Origin of the sequence: Neotamlana sedimentorum (assembly GCF_000943565.1) — a bacterium.
GTDB classification, from domain to species: domain Bacteria; phylum Bacteroidota; class Bacteroidia; order Flavobacteriales; family Flavobacteriaceae; genus Neotamlana; species Neotamlana sedimentorum.
Map to the genome: position 1 here is coordinate 1 of NZ_JTDW01000001.1, position 23,299 is coordinate 23,299.

Here is a 23,299-nt window from a genome sequence, read left to right on the forward strand (position 1 = left end):
ACTCACTAAAAAGATTGTGGTTAAGTAAAGATTTAATATAGCCAAAACAATTAATTATTTTTTTAACTAAAATCTCAATATAAAGCTAGCCTATTTAGTCAAAATTTTTTTCAGGATCTTTGTATTAATGTTAGCAATAAATGTTAACGCCAAATTTACTAATGGTTTAGGAAATGTTAAAATTAGTAAGACAAAGAGTTGTTTAACAAAAACTACAGCTTTAGGATTTAAAAAAAATTAGAATAGAGTTTAACCGTATTGAAGTTGTTTGTAAGCCGAGAGTTACTGTTAGGTTTTAGCGAGAATATTACCGATGGTTACGATTATGGATATGACACCGAAACAACTTTATAAAAAAATGAATTATGCTTAAATATAAATAGGCAGAATTATGGTATGTAGGCATATACAAAATTAACACTAGAAAAAATCATAAAATTAAATCATAATGTTATTGGAAATTGGCGATTTGTAATTAATATTCCAGAATTGGAAATATAAATGAATCTCAAGAAATCTTTTTAAAGGATAAAATCGCTCAGCTTTATTTTGATTTATCAAAAGGAGAAGGTTATGAGTTTTATTCTAATAAGGGCAGTTTTCCCGACCGTTTTGAAATTGTATTTCAAAAAAACACTGACTTTAAAAACCAATGACTTATACTTCCGTAATCACCAACACGTTTTTTGTAAAGTATTTAAATAGTGTAAATAGTTTAACTGTTATAAATTTACAAAGCCAAACAGTTTTGGAGTTAAACAATGTATCTCGACATGATTTAGAGTCGGGTATATCTTTCTATAATTTTTTATGTAATACTTATGTGGTTTTTCTACAAACAAAAAACTATGGTGTTATTACAAAAAAATAATTATTAATTGAAATATTTCAAATGATGTTTCAGACTTCTTTATTTTGAGTAGACTATATCTTTTGTAAACACGAATTATTTAAATCAGTATGTTTGTTTTTTTAAAAACATTTACTTTTCTTTTTAAAATAGAAAGTAAAATACTACAATAAATAGATGAAATGACAATTTTTAACGATTAAGTGTATTAAAATTAGTTAAAATGCTATTTTGTATCGATTTTTCCTAAATCTACTTAAATACTTTCCTAACTTTACAAAAGCAAAAGGTAGCTATTGTAGTGATACATAATTTATCTTCCAAATCACCCCAAACATCTATTTATTATGAAACATATTTTCTATAAAAATTATAAAGTAATAATTGCGGTTTTATTATTTCAATTAATTTCAATTAGTGAACATTTAATCGCTCAAGAAAACAGTATTTTAGGTCATGTAAATATGTCTTTGGTAGAAAATACGGTGACATCAAAATCGACTATCGTTAAAAAAAATACTTCTTCAGGCTTTCAAAAAATAAGAGTAGAATTTAGAGGTTTAGAAGGTGTTTATATAAGAAGAGAGTTGCTTTTAGGTTTTAGTGAAAAAACAACCGATGAGTACGATTATGGGTATGATGCAACTGTTATAAAAACCTATCAAGACGATTTAAATTTAGACTTAAATGGGGTTAATATGAGTATACAAGCTTATTGCCAATTAACTAATGATAAATTAATAAAGTTCAACCATTATTCTTCAGGAGACCATACTTTCGCAATTAAAGTAATTGAACTAGAGAATATAGATGAAGATCAACAAATATTTATTAAGGATAATCAAACAGGACAACATTTCGATTTATCTTCTGGAGAGGCCTATGAGTTTGTTTCATCTAAAGGTTCTTTTACGGAACGCTTTGAACTAGCTTTTCAAGTAGAGTCTACAACAACCTTAAACACAAACGAGGTGGCTTACAATTCTAAAAATATGTATTTCCAAAATCCAACAAATACGTTTTACGCTAAACAATTAAAAACTATGGTTAAAAAATTAGTTTTAGTAAACTTACAAGGTCAAAAAGTGTTGGAATTAAACAATGTGTCTCAAGATACTTTAGAAGCGGGAATTTCGTTAAATAATATGTCGCCTAATACATATGCGGTTATGCTTCAAACCGATAACCAAGAGGTTTTAACCAAGAAGTTTGTAATAAATTAGCACAAAATCAACCTTTAAAATATTTTAAAAGCCATTACTTAAGTTTTGGCTTTTTTTAATGCTTATAATTTCAGTTTAAATGCTTAAATTCGCGCATCGAAACGAAAAATGTATAAATGAGCATGAAATTTGCTGAATATAAAGGACTTGACCTGCCAAAAGTATCCGAAGAAATTCTTAACTATTGGCAAGAAAATAACATATTTGAAAAAAGTGTAACCACCAGAGAAGGCAATGAAACATTTGTGTTTTTCGAAGGGCCACCATCGGCAAACGGTTTACCTGGTGTACACCACGTGTTAGCACGCGCTATAAAAGATATTTTTCCACGATATAAAACCATGAAAGGGTACCAAGTAAAGCGTAAAGCTGGTTGGGATACGCATGGTTTACCTATTGAGCTTGGTGTAGAAAAAGAGTTAGGTATTACTAAGGAAGATATTGGTAAAACTATTTCTGTTGAAGATTATAATGCCGCATGCCGTAAAGCGGTAATGCGCTACACCGATGTTTGGAACGATCTTACTCAAAAAATGGGGTATTGGGTAGATATGGACGATCCATACATTACCTACGAACCTAAATACATGGAATCTGTTTGGTGGTTATTAAAACAGATTTACAATAAAAGTTTATTATACAAAGGTTATACTATACAACCATATTCTCCAAAAGCAGGAACCGGTTTAAGTTCGCATGAGTTAAACCAACCAGGAACATATCAAGATGTAACCGATACCACAATTGTTGCGCAGTTTAAGGCTGTTGCCGAAACGCTGCCAGACTTTTTACAAAACGAAGGCGATATACATTTCTTAGCTTGGACCACCACACCTTGGACATTGCCAAGTAACACAGCGTTAACCGTTGGTCCAAAAATAGATTATGTTTTAGTTGAAACATACAATCAATATACTTTCGAGCCAATCAATGTAGTTTTAGCTAAAAAATTGGTGAACTATCAGTTTTCTGGAAAGTTTAATCGTGTTGAAAATAAATCTGAATTATTAGCATATAAATCTGGCGACAAAAAAATTCCATACTTCGTTGTAAAGGAATTTGTTGGTAAAGATTTAGTTGGTATAAAATATGAGCAATTAATGCCGTATGTTTTACCAAACGATAATCCAGAAAATGCATTTAGAGTTATAGCTGGAGATTTTGTAACTACCGAAGATGGTACAGGTATTGTACACACCGCACCAACCTTTGGTGCCGACGATGCTTTGGTGGCAAAACAAGCAACACCAGAAGTACCGCCAATGCTTGTAAAAGATGAAAACGGAAACTTAGTGCCGCTTGTAAATTTACAAGGTAAATTCCGTCCAGAGTTAGGCGATTTAGCTGGTAAATACGTTAAAAACGAATATTATAACGATGGCGAAGCTCCAGAGCGTTCGGTAGATGTTGAAATTGCCATTACATTAAAAGAAGAAAACAAAGCCTTTAAGGTTGAAAAATATAAACACAGCTACCCTAATTGTTGGCGAACCGATAAACCAATTCTTTATTATCCTTTAGATTCTTGGTTTATAAAAGTTACCGACATAAAGGATAGAATGTATGAGCTTAACGAAACCATAAACTGGAAACCAAAAGCAACAGGAACAGGTCGTTTTGGTAATTGGCTAGCCAATGCTAACGATTGGAACTTGTCGCGCTCTCGCTACTGGGGAATTCCGTTACCAATTTGGAGAACCGAAGATGGTAAAGAAGAAATTTGTATAGGTTCGGTGGAAGAACTTAAAGCAGAAATGCACCGTGCCGTTGAGGCAGGCGTTCTTGAAAAAGATATTTTTGAAGATTTTGAAGTTGGAAACAATTCCGAAGAAAATTATGCAAAACTAGATTTACATAAAAATATAGTTGATGGCATAGTTTTAGTGTCTCCAACGGGCCAAAAAATGTTCCGCGAAAGCGATTTAATAGATGTTTGGTTCGATTCTGGTTCAATGCCCTACGCACAATGGCATTACCCATTCGAGAATAAAGATTTAGTTGATGGTGGCGTATCGTATCCTGCCGATTTTATCGCCGAAGGTGTCGATCAAACTCGTGGATGGTTTTACACACTTCACGCTATTGGAACCATGGTTTTCGATTCTGTAGCCTACAAAAATGTAGTTTCTAACGGGTTAGTTTTAGATAAAAACGGACAAAAAATGTCGAAACGTTTAGGTAATGCTGTCGATCCGTTTGAAACTTTAGGTAACTACGGTGCCGATGCTACACGTTGGTACATGATTAGTAACGCTAATCCTTGGGATAATTTAAAATTTGATATTGATGGTGTAGAGGAAGTAAAGCGTAAATTCTTCGGAACACTTTATAATACGTATTCGTTCTTCTCGTTATATACAAATCTAGATGGTTTTAGTTATGCTGAAGCTGATATTTCGTTTGAAGATCGCCCGGAGTTAGACCGTTGGATTTTATCAGAATTACATACCTTAATTAAGAAAGTAGACGAATATTATGCCGACTATGAACCAACTAAAGCGGCTAGAGCAATTTCAGACTTTACGCAAGATAATTTAAGTAATTGGTTTGTACGTTTAAGTAGAAGACGTTTCTGGAAAGGCGATTACCAACAAGATAAAATTTCGGCCTACCAAACATTATATACATGTATGGAAACCATAGCGAAACTTGGGGCGCCAATTGCACCTTTCTTTATGGATAAATTGTATTTAGATTTAAATGCAGTAACTAAAAAAGAAGGTTTCGAGAGTGTACACTTAGCTAATTTCCCAGTTTACAACGAAGCTTTTGTAGATAAAAGTTTAGAGCGTAAAATGGAAAATGCTCAAATAATATCATCGTTAGTATTATCGCTACGAGCAAAAGAAAAAATAAAAGTACGCCAACCACTGCAAAAAATTATGATTCCGGTGGTAAGCGAGCAACAAAAAGAAGAAATTTTAGCCGTATCTAATTTAATAAAACACGAGGTAAATGTAAAAGAAATTGAACTTTTAGATGATGCTTCAGATATATTAGTAAAACAAATAAAACCAAACTTTAAAGTACTTGGTCCACGCTTTGGAAAGGACATGAAAGCTGTTGCAGCTAAAGTAATTAACTTTTCTTCTGAAGATATTAACAAAATTGAGCAAAACGGTAATATTGAGGTTGATATTAATGGAAAAAATATTACTTTAGAACGCGGAGATGTAGAAATTACATCTCAAGATATTGAAGGCTGGTTAGTTGCAAATGAAGGTGCTTTAACAGTAGCGCTAGATGTAACAATAACCGACCATTTACGTAAAGAAGGTATTGCAAGAGAATTAGTAAACCGAATTCAAAATTTACGTAAAGATTCTGGTTTTGAAGTTACCGATAGAATTGATGTAGTGCTTCAAAAGGACGATAACATTGTAAATGCTATTGAAACCAATATCGAATATATTAAAACAGAAACATTAACCGAACAATTAGAAATAAAAGACCAAATTAAAAATGGTATAGAAATTGCTTTTGATGATGTAAATACCAGATTGTTTATTCAAAAACATTAACATTATGAGCTCAGATACAAACGTTAGATATTCCGATAAAGATTTAGCCGAATTTAAAGTATTAATTCAAGAAAAAATTAATAAAGCACAACACGATTTAGATCTTATTAAAAGTGCTTACATGAACGACCATAATAATGGTACCGATGATACATCGCCTACCTTTAAAGCGTTCGACGAAGGTAGCGAGGTAATGAGCAAGGAATCGAATTCGCAATTAGCTATTCGTCAAGAAAAATTTATTCGCGACTTAAAAAATGCCTTAATCCGTATAGAGAATAAAACCTATGGTATTTGTCGTGTAACCGGTAAATTAATAAACAAAAAACGCTTAGAGTTAGTACCGCATGCTACTTTAAGTATTGAAGCAAAAAACATGCAAAAATAGGTTGCATTAATTTAAATTAAACAAAACGTCTCTACCTTAAATTTTAGGCCAGAGACGTTTTTTGTTTCATGTTTTCTTAACATGACTCTTAACAGGTTTTAACTCCAAAATATGTCTTTAAAAAAATCTATTTTATTTATTATTTGCGTTTTACTTATCGATCAATTAAGTAAAATTTATATAAAAACAAACTTTGCACTTTACGAAAATGTAGAGGTTTTTACTTGGTTTAAAATATATTTTATAGAAAACGATGGAATGGCTTGGGGTACTAAAATTAGTGATTTCACTACTTTAATTTCCGACAGAACAGCCAAAGTTATTTTAACCGTGTTTCGTATTGTGGCCATTTTTGGTATTGGTTATTGGCTTGTTTCGGCTATAAAAAAACAAAGTCCTAAAATACTTGTTGTGGCTATTGTTTTAATATTTGCTGGTGCCTTAGGTAATATTATTGATTCGGTATTTTATGGTGTTTTGTTCGACGACAGTTTAAACCAAGTGGCGGCGTTTTTACCAGAAGCTGGCGGTTACGACACCTTCTTACATGGTAAAGTGGTCGATATGTTGTATTTCCCGTTAATAGAGGTAGATTTACCACAGTGGTTACCAATTTATGGAGGTAAGCGTTTTAATTTTTTCGAGCCTGTTTTTAATATTGCCGATGTAGCCATTAGTACAGGGTTTATAATGCTTATTGTGTTTAATAAAAAAGCCTTTGCTAAATAAATTTACGTGAGTATTTTCTTCTAATATTTTAATTCTTATATTTAGTTTTTAAATATTACTAAATGAAAATTAAAGTCCTGTTCTCGCTTTTTGTTATTTCCCTTTTTTCAACCGTTGTATTTTCTCAAAACACTTTCGATATTGTTTTTCCGCAGCAAGATCGCGACAAAATATGTCAACAGTGTTTTCAAATTTTTAGGCAAAAACCAAAAGAAGTTCAGTTTTCTATAAAGCGAGATAAAAACAGTTTATATTTTCATGTTAACGATAAAAACTGGTTTAATACATTGTTTAAAAATGCAGGCGATGGTATTGCTATCGATGTAGTTACTAAAAATCGCTATAATTGCGAAAATCCAAATATTGAAAGCACTCAAATTAAAGGCGTTTTACAGCGCCCAAAATATGCTAATAAACTTCGTTCAGAATTAAAACCATACGGCGAAAACGACTATCGTGTGCATGTTGGTAGAGTGCCAGAAAATTTAATAAACGACCAGTTAGAGTATAACATCCTATTTTTAAGCAATAAAAATTTATGTAATTACTACGTTATTTATAACCTAGAATCGTATCCTTGGGATTTGCTCGATATGGGCATGTATTTAGACTCCTTAACTTACGATACCAAAAAAATTAAGCCAACTAGCGAGTCTGAGTTTGTTATAAAAAATAAAACTTTAAAGTTTAAAATTCCATTCGAAAAAAATAAATCGGAGTACTCTCAAGCAGATATAAAACCTATTTACGATTCGCTTAGGTTAACCGATTTTAATATTAAAACCATCAATATTAAGGCCTACGCATCGGTTGAGGGTAGTTTAGAACGAAATATCGAATTGCAAGAACAGCGAGCCAATAGTATTGTTAGTGCGCTGCAAACATTTCAAAAGCCAACCATACAAACCACAGTATCTTCTTCGGAAAATTGGGTAGAATTTTTAAATGATATAAAAGGTACATCGCATGAAGGTTTAGGTAAGCTGAGTAAAAATGAAGTGAAAGCAAAACTTGTTGGAAGCTTATCGAACACCTTAGAGCCTATTTTACAAAACCACCGAAAAGCAGTTTTAGAGCTTGAATTAGAAAAGAAAGATAAATACAAAAACATGTCGGCTAACGAGCTGTTAACTAAATTTAATTCTGCAGTGCAGTCCGACGAATTAGAAAAGGCTTTGGAAATTCAAAATTCAATTTTCAAGAAATTAAATAGTAAAGAAATTTCACCCGACTTTTTACGAAAAATGGAAATTCCAAAACAAGCCAAATTCGCTAAAATATTTAATAAAAACTCTGCAATTCGATTTTTAGATAATGTTAGGCAAGGTTTAATTGTTTACAACGAACTTCAAGAATTAGAAAAATTAGTGCCTAAAAACGGAGAGGTAAAATATAATTTAACGGCGCTTACCATAAAATTATGGCGCTATAATGCTATAAAAATTGAAGAAAGTAAATTAAAAACTCAAATTAATAACCTTAAAAATTATGGTATCGATGCGAGCTTAATTACTAGAATGTTGGTGAATTACAACATTATTTTAGCCGAAAACTTTATGAGGCAACGCCAGTACGATGAAAAGGATAAATCGGTGGAGTTTATAAATGCAAACTATAAATATTTCCCTTTATCCGATTACGATTATTTAAGTTTAGCACAGTTTTTTAGTTATTATGCCAATACCAGTTTGGCCGTTACTTTGCTAGAAGAAAAGGCCAAAAGCATCGAGATAGACGAAGATTTACTGTTTTACTATTTAAACCTCACTTTAATAAATAAAGAGTTAACTAAAACGCCAGAATACAGAACCATTATGCTAAACGCTATAAACATGAATAAGCAGCGCTATTGCAAATTATTTAATGCTATAGAAAAAGGTGGTGTAACATTCCAGATGTTAGAAGACGAATATTTAAGAACAACCTATTGCGAAAATTGTAATGACTAAAATTTGTAGGTTTTGTTTGGTGTAACACAATAATTTAATTGAATATCACTTTCAAAAACATCGGTAATTTCTGTTTCGGCTTCAAAAAAGGATAAACCAATTTTAATAGTGTCTGGGCGGCATTTACTTAAAAACCTGTCGTAAAAGCCTTTGCCATAACCCACACGATTACCTTTTAAATCGAAGGCTAAAAGCGGGATAAAAACCACATCAATTTTATCATTACTAATTTCAAAACCATCAATAGGTTCAGGAATATTATAAGCGTTTTTTTTAATTCTGGTATTGTCGGTGAGTAAAAAATGCGTCATTTCGTAAGTTTCAAAATCACTTTTAGAAATCACTATATTTTTGTCTTTACCAGAAAGGATGTTCAAAATATAATCGGTATTTACTTCGTTTTGTTCTTCAATAGTTAAAAAAATATGATAACATGATGCGTTCCAAACGGGTAGTTTTAAAAGCTGATTAGCAACAGAAATACTTAAGGCATCTACATCTTTTTCAGATAGTTGTTGTCTTTTAGCTCTGTATGTTTTTCGCAGTTCGGCTTTTTTCATTTTACTTCAGCATGGTTGAAATATGAAACAAAGCATCGCCTTGATATACAATTGGCGATTCGTTTACATTAATAATATAACCAGTGTTTGACGCTCTTACAAAGTAGTTAAGCTTTCCGTATGGGTCTGTAATGTTGCCAATAATGTCATCTTTTTGTACTAAAGAACCAACAGGAATTGAGGCTTTAAACATGCCAGAGTATTTGGCGCGTTGCCATTTACTATCTATTATAAAAATGCACTCGGTTTTTGGTTTTGTAGCCTTGAAGGTAGTTTGAAGCATGCCTAAATGTTTTAAAATACGTTTAGAGCCATTTACACCAGAGTGAGTTACAATATCATCAAAATGAAACGATTTACCACCTTCGAAAAGCAATAAAGGTTTGCCTAATTTATTACAAGTACTTCTAAAGGATTTTGATAAGTTGCTTGAATATAAAACAAAAGGCGCTCCGAAAATTTTGGCAAGTTCGTCTAGATTGGTTTTATGTTTCGAGTAGCGTAATTGAGGTGCATTGAACCTGCCAGATCCGCCTGTATGGAAATCTATAATTAAATCGGCATGAGGAATAATGTCTTTTACTAATTTGTAAGCCACACGACTTGCTAACGAACCCGATTTACTTCCTGGAAATACTCGGTTTAAGTCACGTCCATCGGGAAATTCTCGCTTTAAGTTAATAAAACCAAAAATATTAATAACAGGCATGCAAATTATAGTGCCTATTTTGGGTTTATTTATACCTTTTGCAATAAGTTGTCGAATAATTTCGGTGCCATTAACCTCATCGCCATGTATGCCAGCTGTAAATAAAACAGTTGGCCCTGGTTTTTTAGCACGCTCAATTATTACAGGCACATTTACGGCACCCGAGGTGTGTAAATTAGCAACATCAAAATTAACTTCTTTACTTTCTCCGGGATAAATATTTTCTCCTAAAATAGATAGAACATTGTCTTTTTTTAACCGCATTTATTTTCTGTTTCTTTCTATAAAAGTAATAATAGCTTTGGCAATGTTTTTTCCTGTAGCGCCCTCAATACCTTCTAAACCGGGTGTTGAGTTAACTTCAAGAAGTAATGGCCCACGTTCCGATTGTAACATATCTACACCACAAATAGGCAGTTTTAAGGCACGAGCAGCATTCATGGCTACTTTTAATTCTTCGTGGCTTAGTTTTACTATTTGTGCCGAACCACCACGGTGTAAGTTAGAGCGAAACTCGCCTTCTTTACCTTGGCGTTTCATGGCGCCAACTACTTGGCCATCTACAACTAAAGCGCGTAAATCGGCACCTTTGGCTTCAGAAATATACTCTTGAACTAAAGCACGAGCTTGTAAGCCGTTAAAGGCTTCCAGAACAGATTCTGCTGCATTTTTAGTTTCAGCTAAAACAACACCCAAACCTTGAGTGCCTTCTAAAAGTTTTATAATTACAGGAGCACCACCAACATGCGATAGTACTTTTTCTACATCTCGAGAGTAATTAGTAAAAACAGTTTTAGGCATACCAATACCAGCTTTAGATAAACGTTGAAAACTGCGAAGTTTATCGCGCGAACGTATTATAGCATCACTAGTAACCGAGGTGAAAACACCCATCATTTCAAATTGCCTAACCACAGCGCAACCAAAAAAGGTAACCGAAGTTCCAATTCTTGGAATAATAGCATCAACGTAATCTAGATATCTATCTTTATAATAAATGGTTGGTTTTTCTTTTTCAATAATTATGTCGCATTTTAATGGATCTATTACTTCAATAAGATGACCGCGTTTTTCGCCTTCTTCAACCAAACGGTTTGTAGAGTATAAGTTTGTGTTTCTAGATAGTATTACTATGTTCATTCTGTGTGGTTTTAAACGAAATGTTTTCTAAATCAACATCCACTAAAAATTTATGTTTTAAAAATTCTCTGCCAATTAAAACAGGAAAGCGCATATCCTCGCGCGTGCTTAAAGTTAAGTTAATCTTATATGTTTTACCAAAAAATATAACTTCAGATTTTACTTTATAACGATTTTCTTTGTAGCCATTACTACTTTTTACATTGGTATTAGTAAAGGTATCAAAAACTATTTCGCTTTTACCAAAGTTTTGGTGCACATCGCTTTTGAACATACAGCGCAGGCTGTTATTTTCTTCAATTATACGCGAGCAATGAATGGCCGATGTATATGCACCGGTATCTATTTTTACGTTTATGCCGAAAAGTTCTAATTTTGGAAAGTCAACTTTGTCAACTCTTCCTATAATTTTTTTACTCATTTTTTAATGTTAAAAAAGTGGCGCAAGTTAACAAATTACACCTTTTAAATATCTATTTTTTTAATAGATATTTAAGAAAGAAAATTAGTGATAATATTTTAAATATTTACCTTTACAGTAATGGATGTTCCTGCTTTAGAAATACAACTAAAAACCTTACCAAATGCACCTGGAGTTTATCAATATTTTGATAAAGAAGGTACTATTGTTTATGTAGGTAAAGCTAAAAATTTAAAAAAGCGAGTAAGCTCATATTTTACAAAAACGCATGATAGTGGAAAAACCCGAGTTTTAGTAAAAAAAATTGCTAACATAAAGCATATTGTTGTTGAAACAGAAACAGATGCCTTATTGCTTGAAAACAACTTGATTAAAAAGCACAAACCTAGGTATAATGTACTTTTAAAAGATGATAAATCTTACCCGTGGATTTGTGTTAAAAACGAACGTTTTCCTAGAGTTTTTTCTACGCGTCGCGTGTTTAAAAATGGAGGCGATTATTTTGGGCCATATACAAGCGTTAAAACAGTACATACTTTACTCGATTTAATTCGTGGTTTATTTTCGTTGCGAACTTGCAATTACGATTTACATGAAGAAAAAATACGGTCAGGAAAGTACAAGGTATGTTTAGAATATCATTTAGGAAATTGTAAAGGGGCTTGCGAAGGTTTAGAGAGTGAAAAGCATTATAACGAAAATATAAAGGCCATAAAGCAAATTTTAAAAGGAAATTTTAAAGATTCCTTATCAAAGTTTAAAGAGCAAATGATGGAACTTGCAGAAAACATGCAGTTTGAAGAAGCCCAGAAAATAAAAGAAAAAGTTGAGGTTTTAGAAAATTACCAAGCCAAATCTACCATTGTAAACCCTAAAATTAGTAATGTAGATGTTTTTAGTGTAATAAGCGACGAGAGTTATGGTTATATTAATTTTTTACAACTCTCTTATGGATCTATAATTCGTTCGCATACACTTGAAATTAAGAAAAAACTTGATGAAACTGATAAGGAATTATTAGAGTTAGCAATAACCGAAATTAGGCAACGTTTCCACTCTAAATCTAAAGAAATTTATGTGCCTTTTTCGGTAGATATTGGTGAAGGTATTAAAGTTACCGTGCCGCAATTGGGCGATAAAAAGCATATTTTAGATTTATCTATTCGAAATGCCAAGTATTTTAGAATGGAGCGTTTTAAACAAATTAAAATTGTTGATCCAGATAGGCACGCCAACCGCATTATGGCCCAAATGAAAGCCGATTTACGTTTACACGAAGAACCCCGACATATTGAGTGTTTTGATAATTCAAATATTCAAGGAACCAACCCTGTGGCAGCTTGCGTAGTGTTTAAAAATGGTAAGCCAAGTAAAAAAGATTACCGTCATTTTAATATAAAAACGGTTGAGGGTCCAGACGATTTTGCTTCTATGGAAGAAGTTGTATATCGCCGTTACAAACGTTTGTTAGATGAAGAGCAGCCTTTACCACAACTTATAATTATTGATGGCGGAAAAGGGCAACTATCGTCAGCATTAAAAAGTTTAGATGCTTTAAATTTAAGAGGAAAAATTGCCATAATCGGAATTGCTAAGCGTTTAGAAGAATTATTTTACCCAAACGATCCAATTCCGTTATATTTAGATAAAAAAAGCGAAACACTAAAAATAATTCAACAATTACGAAACGAAGCACACCGTTTTGGTATAGAGCATCACCGTAATCGTAGAAGTAAAAGTGCATTAAATACCGAATTAGAAACTATAAATGGTGTAGGCGAAAAAACAGTTGTAGAGTTACTCAAACATTTTAAATCGGCTAAACGAGTTGCAAATGCAAAACTTGATGAGTTAGAAGATGTTGTTGGAGCATCTAGAGCAGAAAAAATTTATAATTATTATCACAACAATTAAATTGTTTTAGTTGAGTTAAAAATAAACACAATCATCTTATTTTGAATTTAAAACACATTGTATTAGCCTTGTTATTGCTTGTTTCAGTTTCCGCGAAAGCTCAAGACAATAATATAGAAAAAAACGAGCCAAAAGTAGGTTTGGTTTTAAGTGGTGGTGGCGCAAAAGGGCTTGCTCATATTGGTGTTTTAAAAGTAATTGATAGTTTAGGTGTAAAAGTAGATTATGTGGCGGGAACAAGTATGGGCGCTATTATTGGCTCATTGTATGCTGCCGGTTATACCGCAAAACAGCTCGATTCTGTGTTTCATGAAGTAGATTTTGATAATATTTTAAATGATAATTTACCAAGAAACGTTAAATCCTTTCATGAGCGTGAAAATGCCGAACGCTATGCGGTAAAATTACCTTTTAATAAGTTTAAAATTAATTTGCCTTCGGCCTTATCACGTGGTCATAACACCTATAATTTACTATCTAAACTCATGTTACCTTTATGCGAAACCGAAGATTTTAGTAAGCTTCCTATTCCGTTTTTCTGCGTTGCTACAAATGTTGAGACAGGGATGCCTGTTTTTTTAGAAAAGGGAAATTTACCCTTGTCTGTTTTGGCAAGTGCGGCTTTACCTTCGGTATTTAAGCCAGTTTTTATTAACAACGAAATGCTCATTGATGGAGGTGTTGTTAATAATTATCCTATTGATGAATTACGAGCAAAAGGAATGGATATAATAATTGGAGTTGATGTTCAAGATGGTTTAATGGATAGGCAGGAATTAACTTCTGGCCTGGATATATTATTACAAATCAACAATTTTAGAACGATAAATGATATGAAATCTAAAGTTGGAAAAACCGATATTTATATAAAACCAAATATTAAAGATTACACCGTTGTTTCGTTCGATGAAGGTAATAGTATTATGGAAGCTGGCAACGAAGCTGCAATACAACAAATTGAAGCATTAAAAGCATTGCCTTTAAAAAAGCCTAGAGCTGTTGCTAAAAAGCCTTTAAAGTGTTTGGATAGTATTGTAATTAAAAATGTTAGCATTGAAGGTTTAAATAATTATACCCGATCGTACGTAACGGGTAAATTAATGATAAAGAGTAAAGAAAAAATTAGCTACAATCAATTTGAAAATGGCTTAAACAACCTTGAAGCTACCAATAATTTTGATGGATTTGAGTATAGCTTAAAAAAAGCAGATGATAATGTAAGCTATAACTTAAATACCAAGTTAAAAGAATCTCAGGTAAATACCTTTTTAAAATTAGGAGTGCATTTCGATAATTTATACAAAAGTGCTGCCCTAATTAACTTAACAAAAAAGCGTTTACTGTTTAATAATGATGTTGTTTCGTTCGATTTTATTGTGGGAGATAACGTGCGTTATAATTTCGATTATTTAATCGATAAAGGTTTTTATTGGAGCGTTGGTTTAAAATCGCGTTACAATCAATTTAAAAAAACAATAAGCGCGCAGTTATTGCTTGATGATGACGAAATTTCGAACGCTGGATTAAATAAATTAAATGTAAAATTACAAGATTTTACAAGTCAGTTTTATGTGCAAACCCTAGTTTATCGCGATTTTGCTTTTGGCATGGGAGCCGAACATAAACGATTAGAAATTACCTCCGAAACTATTGCCGACGAAGCATCGGAAGACGACTTTCATTTCGAAAACTCCGATTATTTTAGTGTTTTCGGACATTTAAAATTCGATTCTTACGATAATAAATATTTTCCAAAGCGTGGTGTTTATTTTAATGGCGATTTGCATGTGTACTTGTTTGGGTCTAGTTTTATTCAGGAATTCGAAAATTTTTCCATTGCTAAAGCCGATATGGGTTATGCCTTTAGCCCAACAAAACACTTAGCTTTTAATATTGAAGCCCAAGGCGGATTTAAAATTGGAAGCGATGCTATTAAAACGCTCGATTTTGCGCTTGGTGGTTATGGAAATAACCTAATAAATAACTTTACACCATTTTTAGGTTACGATTTTATTTCGCTTCCAGGAAATAGTTTTGTAAAATCTACCCTAACGGCCGATTTTGAGGTGTTCAAAAAGCATCATATAACGCTTGAAGGAAATTGGGCAAACATTGAAGATAATATTTTTGAAACTGGTGAATGGTTTACTGCACCAGATTATAGTGGTTATGCCATTGGTTATGCTATAGATAGCTTTTTGGGACCATTACAAATTAAATACAGTTTTACGCCAGAGTTGAGTGAGAGTATTTGGTATTTTAGTATCGGGTTTTGGTTTTAGATAATGGCTAATTTTGGTATTATGAAATTTGTTATAGTATGATGATACAATTCAAAAAAATCACTTTTATTTCTGCCCTTTCAAAATAAACGGAAACCTTTATAATGTGCTTGTTTTTACTTATCTTTATAAGACCAACAATTAAATAAGTTATCCATTACCTAATTCGGGATTACTTTCAATATTTAATTTATTAAAATTATTAGAAGCTATGCCTTTTTACCACAAATTAGGAAGCATTCCTGCTAAACGCCACACCCAATTTAGAAAACCAGATGGCAGTTTATATTACGAGCAATTATTTGGTGCTATTGGTTTCGATGGTATGTCCACAAATTCGTACCACGAGCAACGCCCAACAATGGTTAAAAATATTGTAAAACAATATAGTGTAGCTCCAAAAATTGCTAAAAGTAACAATATACAGTCTTACCGTTTTCACGGGTTTAAAGTGGCTCCAGAAAACGATTATCTCGATAGCCGAAAAACCATTTTAGTAAATAGCGATTGCGCCATAATATTGGCAGCACCAAAACAATTAACCCAAAATTACTTTTATAAAAACACCGATGCCGACGAGCTAATTTTTATACATAAAGGCAGCGGTAAATTACGTACCCATTTAGGGAATCTCGATTTTAAATTCGGCGATTATTTGCTTGTTCCGCGAGGTGTTATTTATAAAATAGATTTCAATACTTCAGAAAATAGGTTGTTTATAGTAGAGTCGCGGCATCCCATTTACACGCCAAAAAGGTATCGAAATTGGTTTGGACAAATGCTAGAGCATGCACCATTTTGCGAGCGCGATATGCGTCGTCCGCAAGAGCTCGAAACCCATAACGAAATCGGCGATTTTTTAATAAAGGTTAAAAAGCAGGACGACATTATCGAAATGGTTTACGCATCACATCTGTTCGATGTTGTGGGTTACGATGGTTACAACTATCCGTATGCCTTGTCCATTCACGATTTTGAGCCCATAACTGGCCGCATTCACCAGCCGCCTCCAGTGCATCAAACCTTCGAAACCAATGCCTTTGTAGTGTGCAGTTTTGTACCGCGTTTGTACGATTATCATCCGCAAAGTATTCCTGCACCTTACAACCACAGTAATATCGATAGTGATGAAGTGCTGTACTATGTTGCTGGCGATTTTATGAGCCGAAACAATGTTGAAGCAGGACATATATCATTACATCCGGCAGGAATTCCGCATGGGCCACATCCCGGAGCCACCGAGCGTAGCATAGGTAAAACCAAAACAGAGGAACTTGCCGTAATGGTGGACACCTTTAAACCGCTAAAAGTAACCGAGGAAGCCATTAAAATTGCTGACGATACGTATTACCAATCGTGGTTATAGGCCTCACCTAATCCCTCCCAAGTAGGGAACTAAAAAACGTTCATTAAAATAATTTTTAGAAGCTATTTCCTGCTTTCGGCAGTCGCTCTTTTCAAGGAGCTCCAACAAATGCCTCAATCAGGGCTAAGCTTATTTGCGAAGGACATAGCTTCATTCAAAATAAAAGGTAAATTAAGTACTCTTTTTCCTCCCAGTTAAGAGTCTCTCCCCTTTGGGGAGATTAAGAGGGGCAAATTATGAGTAAAACAGAAATAAAATCAGTAAACTACGGACTAGAAAAAATTTTCGAAGGAGCACAAGATTTTCTGCCACTTCTTGGCACCGATTATGTCGAATTTTACGTTGGCAATGCCAAACAAGCAGCACACTTTTACAAAACAGCTTTTGGGTTTCAATCGTATGCTTATCGCGGATTAGAAACGGGCTCTCGAGATCAAGTGAGCTACGTATTAAAACAAGATAAAATTAAATTGGTGCTTACTACGCCACTTAACAGTAAATCACCTATAAATAATCATATTGTAAAACACGGCGATGGTGTAAAAGTTGTAGCGCTTTGGGTTGATGATGCTAGAAGTGCCTACGAAGAAACGGTGAAACGCGGAGCAAAATCATATCAAAAACCAAAAGTAGAAACCGACGAATATGGCGAAGTTATTCGTGCCGGCATTTACACTTATGGTGAAACCATACATATGTTCGTTGAACGCAAAAATTACAAAGGCACTTTTTTACCAGGTTTCCAGGCTTGGGAAAGCGATTATAATCCGCCATCGGCAGGATTAAAATATATCGATCATATGGTTGGTAATGTAGGTTGGGGACAAATGAATACTTGGGTAAAATGGTACGAAGATGTAATGGGTTTCGAGAATTTTTTGTCCTTCGACGATAAGCAAATTCACACCGAATATTCTGCACTTATGAGTAAGGTGATGAGTAATGGTAACGGACGCATAAAATTCCCAATTAACGAACCTGCAAAAGGTAAAAAGAAGTCTCAAATAGAAGAATATCTCGATTTTTATGAAGGCGCAGGTGTACAACATATAGCAGTGGCAACCGACGATATTGTTAAAACAGTAAGCCAATTACGCCAACGAGGTGTCGAGTTTTTATCGCATCCGCCAAAGGCTTATTACGATGCCGTTCCTGGGCGTTTAGAAGCATTTAGTCATGAGCTTCGCGAAGATATAGAAACCTTAAAAAACCTGGGTATTATGATTGATGCCGACGAAGAAGGCTATTTATTGCAAATATTTACCAAACCAGTTGAAGATCGTCCAACCTTGTTTTTCGAAATTATTCAGCGCATGGGTGCCAAAGGGTTTGGCGCAGGAAATTTTAAAGCACTGTTCGAGTCTATTGAACGCGAACAAGCCAAACGAGGCACCTTGTAAAATATTAGATTATAAAATTAAAAGCATAAGTTTTGCTAGCTACTTTAAATATTGAATTTAGAACTAAATATAGGGGGTGTATTTATTGTTAAATCGCATGAAGGAAACGTTAAGACTTTCTATAATAAAAAAGTAGTGTGAAGAAATTTTATATTTTTGGAATGGTAATTGTAATTTTTAAATACACAATAAAGCGTTTTAAAAAAAGTTACAAAATAAATAGCCCATTATACCATGAAAAATTTATTGCTATTAATATTTACAATTGTGGTTTTGCCTGCAGTTAATGCCCAAGAACCAGCTTTCGAAACTGGCGAATGGTTTAAATTTAAAATGAGTTACAGCGGCTGGATGAAAGCTGGAAATGCAACCTTAAAGGTAAACCAAACAAAGTTAAACAATAAAGAGGTGTTTCATGTAGTTGGCAAAGGTTGGACCACTGGAATGATTAAATGGGTATTTAAGGTTGAAGATAGGTATGAAAGCTATTTCGATAAAGAAAGTTTAGTGCCATACAAGTTTGTTAGGAAAATAGATGAAGGTGGCCACACTAAAGATATTGTAATAAATTTCGACCAAGAAAAAAACAAAGCGCATGTAAATAATATAAAACACAAAACCAAAAAAGTGTTCGATACAGAGCCTAATATTCAAGACATGGTATCTACGTTTTACTACCTGCGAAATAAACTAGATACCAAGGTTATGAAACCTGGCGATGAGGTGCGTATTGATATGTTTTTCGACGAAGAAAATTACGGTTTTAAGCTTAAATATTTAGGTGAAGAAACTATTGAAACCGAGTTTGGCGATATAGAGTCTTTAAAGTTTCGTCCGTATGTAATGGCGGGTCGTGTTTTTAAAGAAGAAGAAAGTTTAACACTGTGGGTGTCTAAAGATAAAAATAAGTTACCTTTGCGTATCAAAGCCGATTTAGCCGTAGGTTCTTTACGAGCCGATTTAGAAGCTTTTAAAGGCTTAAAACATCCGTTTAAAATAGTTGTTAATAATTAAAGGCCTTGAACTCCAAAATAAACGATCAACTTAAAGAAAAATACGATAGTATAAACCAAGATGTCGATACGCATCTTGAAGGTTTGTTACATAGTAAACCTATTAACTATTGGGACTATATTCAAACCGATGCGCTGTTAAGTCTTCAAGTGCAACGTACTGTTTTTCCAGACGAGAATGTATTCATAATGTATCATCAAATTTCCGAACTTTTGTTCAAAATGATACTTAGTGAAATAGAACAGTTGGCTAAAACCGAGCACATTTCAGTTGATGTTTTTACCGATAAAATAATGCGTGTAAGTCGTTATTTCGATGTGCTTACCTCGTCATTTAGCATCATGAAAGACGGTATGGATGTAGAGCAATACAATAAGTTTAGAACCACATTAACACCTGCTAGTGGGTTTCAAAGCGCGCAATACCGTAAAATTGAATTTGCTTCAACCGAGTTAATAAACCTTATTGATAACCGTTTTAGAAAAACAATAAACAAAAATTCTTCGTACGAACATGCTTTCGAGCATTTGTATTGGCAAGCCGCTGGTAAGGATTTTAAAACCGGTAAAAAAACCTATACTTTAACAGCTTTTGAAGCGCGTTATAAAGAGGAATTTATTAGATTTACTAAGTTTTATCAATTTAATAATTTGTATTCTAAATTTAAATCGCTTCCGCCAGAAGCCAGAGAATATAAACCATTAATTGACGCCATGAGGCATTACGATTATACTGTAAATATAAAGTGGGTTATGGCACATTATACTACAGCAAATCACTATTTAAACATTGGCGGAAAAACAGCCGAAGCTACTGGTGGTAGCGAGTGGGTAAAATACATGCATCCTAAATATCAAAAACGAATATTTTTTCCAGATTTATGGACAGAAAACGAAATAGCAACGTGGGGAACAGATTTGTAGTATTAATAATTGCAGTATGTTGTTTTATAGGTTGTAAAAATGAAGTTGAAAAACCTGAAACCGAAAACAACGAATTAGCTGTTGTAGAAAAACCAGTAGAGCCAAAAGAATTTGGCTTTAAATTAAACGATTACATTGTAAAACGCGATACCGTGCGTAAAGGCGATACCTTTGGAATAATATTGGATAGAAACCATGTTGATTATCCGAAAATATTTCAAATTGCCGAAAAAGCTAAAGATACTTTCGATATTAGAAAACTTCAACTTGGTAAACCTTATACCTTATTGTGTGCCAAAGATTCTATAGAAACACCACAAGCCTTTATTTATCAGCCAAATAAAGAAGATTATGTGGTTATTAATTTTAAAGATTCTATACATGCTTTTAAAAGTAGTAAACCAATAACGTATGTTGAAAAGGTAGTTACGGGAGTAATTAATAGTAGTATTTCCGAAACTTTAGACGAGCAAGGAGTAAGTGCGGTTTTAACCAATATGTTGGCCGATAATATTTATGCTTGGACCATCGATTTTCGTAGATTACAAAAAGGCGATCGCTTTAAAGTTATTTATATGGATAAGTACATCGATGATAGTATTTATACGGGTGTTCACGATGTTAAAGCAGCTTATTTTGAGCATAACCATGAGCCATTTTATGCATTTCAATTTGAAACAGATTCTGTAAAAGGTATTATTGATTATTTTAACGAAGAAGCCAAAAATTTACGTCGTGCTTTTTTAAAGTCGCCAATAGAATTTGGAAGAATTTCTTCAAGGTATAATTTAAGGCGTCGTATAGCCTATTACGGAAATAAAATTCGTCCGCATAAAGGAACCGATTTTGCTGCAGCTGTAGGTACACCTATTCGAGCTACAGCCAACGGAACCGTAACCGAATCTACCCGTCGTGGTGGTAATGGAAAGTATGTAAAAATTAGGCATAATGCAACCTTCGAAACCCAGTATTTACACATGAGTAAACGCTTAGTAAAAGTGGGACAATTTGTAAAGCAAGGCGATGTTATTGGTTTGGTAGGTATGACTGGAAATACAGGAGGACCGCATGTGTGTTACCGTTTTTGGGTAAATGGCAGACAGGTCGATCCGTTTAAGCAAAAACTACCAGAATCGAAACCAATTTCCGATTCTTTAAAAGCGAAATATTTAGATTTTATAAAGCCTATAAAATATAAACTTGATAATATATTTTTTGAGCCCGAAATTGACGAACAGCCAGATCAACCTGTAATAACGCAAGCAAACTCATAAAAAACAATGGCATTACCAACCGTAAACCCAACTACAACAGACGCCTGGAGTAAACTTCAAGCGCACTTCGAAGATTTAAAAAACACGCACATGAAAGATTTATTTGCTCAAGATGCAGAACGAGCAAATAAAAATTCTATTACATGGGACGATTTTTATCTGGATTTTTCGAAAAATAGAATAACCGACGAAACACTAAAGCTTTTACTAGAATTGGCCGAAGAGGTAAAACTAAAAGAAGCAATTACAAGTCAGTTTTCGGGTGAAAAAATTAATCAAACAGAAGGAAGAGCCGTACTACATACCGCATTACGTGCACCTAAAGACGCTCAGTTTTTTGTTGACGGCGAAAATGTAATGCCAGAGGTTTACGACGTACAAGAAAAAATAGAAGGTTTTACAAACAAGGTGGTATCTGGCGAATTAAAAGGTTTTACAGGTAAATCATTTACGCATATTGTAAATATAGGTATTGGCGGATCGGATTTAGGACCGGCCATGGTTGTTGACGCGCTTCAGTATTACAAAAACCAACTAACTACGTATTTTGTTAGTAATGTAGATGGCGATCATGTAAACGAGGTTATAAAAAAGTTAGATCCAGAAACTACGCTTTTTGTAGTGGTTTCTAAAACCTTTACTACTCAAGAAACCCTTTCTAATGCTAATACTTTAAAGTCGTGGTTTTTACAATCGGCTACCGAAGCAGATATTGCGAAGCATTTCGTAGCAGTATCAACAAATCTTGAAAAAGTAAAAGATTTTGGTATCGACGCCAATAATATTTTCCCAATGTGGGATTGGGTTGGCGGTCGTTTCTCGTTGTGGAGTGCTGTAGGTTTATCTATTAGTTTGGCTGTTGGGTACGAAAATTATAGTAACTTATTATTAGGGGCTCATAAAATGGACGAGCATTTTAAGACTTCTAGTTTCGATAATAATATTCCGGTAATTTTAGCTTTAATAAGTGTTTGGTATAACAACTTTTTTGGAGCCGAAACCGAAGCTATTATTCCATATTCGCAGTATTTAAACCAGTTTGCAACATATTTGCAGCAAGGTATTATGGAAAGTAATGGTAAAAGTGTAGATAGAAATGGAAATGCTATAGATTACCAAACAGGAACAATTATTTGGGGCGAACCAGGAACAAATTCTCAGCACGCATTCTTTCAGTTAATACACCAAGGAACCAAGTTAATTCCGGCCGATTTTATTGGTTTTGTTGAGTCGTTACATGGCAATACCGATCATCACGATAAATTAACGTCGAACTTTTTAGCTCAAACCGAAGCACTGCTTAATGGTAAAACGGAAGCTGAGGTGGTGGCAGAAGGCACGCAAGAATCTATAATTCCGTTTAAAATATTTCAAGGAAATAAACCAACCAATACCATTTTTATAAATAAACTAACACCCGAAAGTTTAGGGAAACTTATTGCGATGTACGAACATAAAATATTTGTACAAGGAATTGTTTGGAATATATTTAGCTACGATCAATTTGGAGTGGAGTTAGGAAAGCAGTTAGCGAATAAAATTTTACAAGAATTTAACACTTCAGAAGTGAAGCCTCACGATTCGTCAACTCAAAATTTGTTGAAGCATTATAAGCGTTTTAAATAAAACGTTGCAT

The 23,299-nt window shown here is 33.6% G+C and carries 17 protein-coding genes; 13 read left to right on the forward strand and 4 right to left on the reverse strand.

What is annotated here, in order from left to right; translation table 11 throughout:
- Positions 1 to 1,197 precede the first annotated feature (1,197 nt).
- The 5 genes from PW52_RS00010 to PW52_RS00030 all read left to right on the forward strand — a co-directional run bounded on the left by PW52_RS00010 (position 1,198) and on the right by PW52_RS00030 (position 8,660).
- Complete coding sequence (locus PW52_RS00010; RefSeq protein ID WP_044630881.1) at positions 1,198 to 2,073, forward strand: T9SS type A sorting domain-containing protein; 876 nt, start codon at positions 1,198 to 1,200, stop codon at positions 2,071 to 2,073.
- Positions 2,074 to 2,189: 116 nt separating this feature from the next.
- The gene (gene ileS, locus PW52_RS00015; protein WP_044630882.1) at positions 2,190 to 5,594 is read left to right on the forward strand and encodes an isoleucine--tRNA ligase; all 3,405 of its coding nucleotides are present in this window, start codon (positions 2,190 to 2,192) and stop codon (positions 5,592 to 5,594) included.
- A 4-nt stretch (positions 5,595 to 5,598) separates the two neighbouring features.
- Complete coding sequence (locus PW52_RS00020) at positions 5,599 to 5,982, forward strand: TraR/DksA family transcriptional regulator (RefSeq protein ID WP_044630883.1); 384 nt, start codon at positions 5,599 to 5,601, stop codon at positions 5,980 to 5,982.
- 111 nt (positions 5,983 to 6,093) lie between these two features.
- Positions 6,094 to 6,711 carry a lipoprotein signal peptidase gene (locus PW52_RS00025; RefSeq protein WP_044630884.1) on the forward strand — a complete coding sequence of 206 codons (618 nt, stop codon included), beginning with the start codon at positions 6,094 to 6,096 and terminating at the stop codon, positions 6,709 to 6,711.
- A 62-nt stretch (positions 6,712 to 6,773) separates the two neighbouring features.
- Positions 6,774 to 8,660 (forward strand): hypothetical protein, encoded by a 1,887-nt coding sequence (locus PW52_RS00030; RefSeq protein ID WP_044630885.1) that lies wholly within the window; start codon positions 6,774 to 6,776, stop codon positions 8,658 to 8,660.
- Here the strand turns inward: PW52_RS00030 and PW52_RS00035 are convergent.
- Genes PW52_RS00035 through PW52_RS00050 form a run of 4 tightly spaced genes read right to left on the reverse strand, consistent with a single transcriptional unit; the run spans position 8,657 to position 11,490 of the window.
- Positions 8,657 to 9,220: a 5-formyltetrahydrofolate cyclo-ligase gene (locus PW52_RS00035; RefSeq protein WP_044630886.1), complete on the reverse strand. Its 564-nt coding sequence runs from the start codon at positions 9,218 to 9,220 to the stop codon at positions 8,657 to 8,659. The two genes, PW52_RS00030 and PW52_RS00035, sit on opposite strands and share 4 nt — an antisense overlap.
- A gap of 1 nt (position 9,221) precedes the next feature.
- Entirely contained in the window at positions 9,222 to 10,193 is a 972-nt protein-coding gene (locus tag PW52_RS00040) for a succinylglutamate desuccinylase/aspartoacylase family protein (RefSeq protein ID WP_044630887.1), read from the reverse strand.
- On the reverse strand, positions 10,194 to 11,069 hold the full coding sequence (gene rimK / locus PW52_RS00045) for a 30S ribosomal protein S6--L-glutamate ligase (RefSeq protein ID WP_044630888.1): 876 nt from the start codon (positions 11,067 to 11,069) through the stop codon (positions 10,194 to 10,196).
- Entirely contained in the window at positions 11,047 to 11,490 is a 444-nt protein-coding gene (locus tag PW52_RS00050) for an ATP-dependent zinc protease family protein (protein WP_044630889.1), read from the reverse strand. Before PW52_RS00050 ends, rimK begins: the two co-directional genes overlap by 23 nt.
- A 120-nt stretch (positions 11,491 to 11,610) precedes the next feature.
- On the opposite strand from PW52_RS00050, the gene uvrC reads away from it, so the two are divergent.
- The 8 genes from uvrC to pgi all read left to right on the forward strand — a co-directional run bounded on the left by uvrC (position 11,611) and on the right by pgi (position 23,289).
- Positions 11,611 to 13,404: an excinuclease ABC subunit UvrC gene (gene uvrC, locus PW52_RS00055; RefSeq protein WP_044630890.1), complete on the forward strand. Its 1,794-nt coding sequence runs from the start codon at positions 11,611 to 11,613 to the stop codon at positions 13,402 to 13,404.
- 41 nt (positions 13,405 to 13,445) lie between these two features.
- A complete protein-coding gene (locus tag PW52_RS00060; RefSeq protein WP_240475127.1) occupies positions 13,446 to 15,686 on the forward strand; it encodes a patatin-like phospholipase family protein in 2,241 nt (746 codons plus the stop codon).
- A 211-nt stretch (positions 15,687 to 15,897) separates the two neighbouring features.
- Entirely contained in the window at positions 15,898 to 17,052 is a 1,155-nt protein-coding gene (locus tag PW52_RS00065) for a homogentisate 1,2-dioxygenase (RefSeq protein ID WP_044630891.1), read from the forward strand.
- A gap of 236 nt (positions 17,053 to 17,288) precedes the next feature.
- The gene (gene hppD, locus PW52_RS00070; protein WP_044630892.1) at positions 17,289 to 18,452 is read left to right on the forward strand and encodes a 4-hydroxyphenylpyruvate dioxygenase; all 1,164 of its coding nucleotides are present in this window, start codon (positions 17,289 to 17,291) and stop codon (positions 18,450 to 18,452) included.
- A gap of 234 nt (positions 18,453 to 18,686) precedes the next feature.
- Positions 18,687 to 19,466 carry a DUF3108 domain-containing protein gene (locus PW52_RS00075; RefSeq protein WP_044630893.1) on the forward strand — a complete coding sequence of 260 codons (780 nt, stop codon included), beginning with the start codon at positions 18,687 to 18,689 and terminating at the stop codon, positions 19,464 to 19,466.
- 5 nt (positions 19,467 to 19,471) lie between these two features.
- A complete protein-coding gene (locus tag PW52_RS00080; protein WP_044630894.1) occupies positions 19,472 to 20,389 on the forward strand; it encodes a tryptophan 2,3-dioxygenase family protein in 918 nt (305 codons plus the stop codon).
- Complete coding sequence (locus tag PW52_RS00085; protein WP_044630895.1) at positions 20,347 to 21,663, forward strand: M23 family metallopeptidase; 1,317 nt, start codon at positions 20,347 to 20,349, stop codon at positions 21,661 to 21,663. The genes PW52_RS00080 and PW52_RS00085 overlap by 43 nt, the downstream gene beginning before the upstream one ends.
- A gap of 6 nt (positions 21,664 to 21,669) precedes the next feature.
- The gene (pgi, locus tag PW52_RS00090; RefSeq protein WP_044630896.1) at positions 21,670 to 23,289 is read left to right on the forward strand and encodes a glucose-6-phosphate isomerase; all 1,620 of its coding nucleotides are present in this window, start codon (positions 21,670 to 21,672) and stop codon (positions 23,287 to 23,289) included.
- Positions 23,290 to 23,299 lie beyond the last annotated feature (10 nt).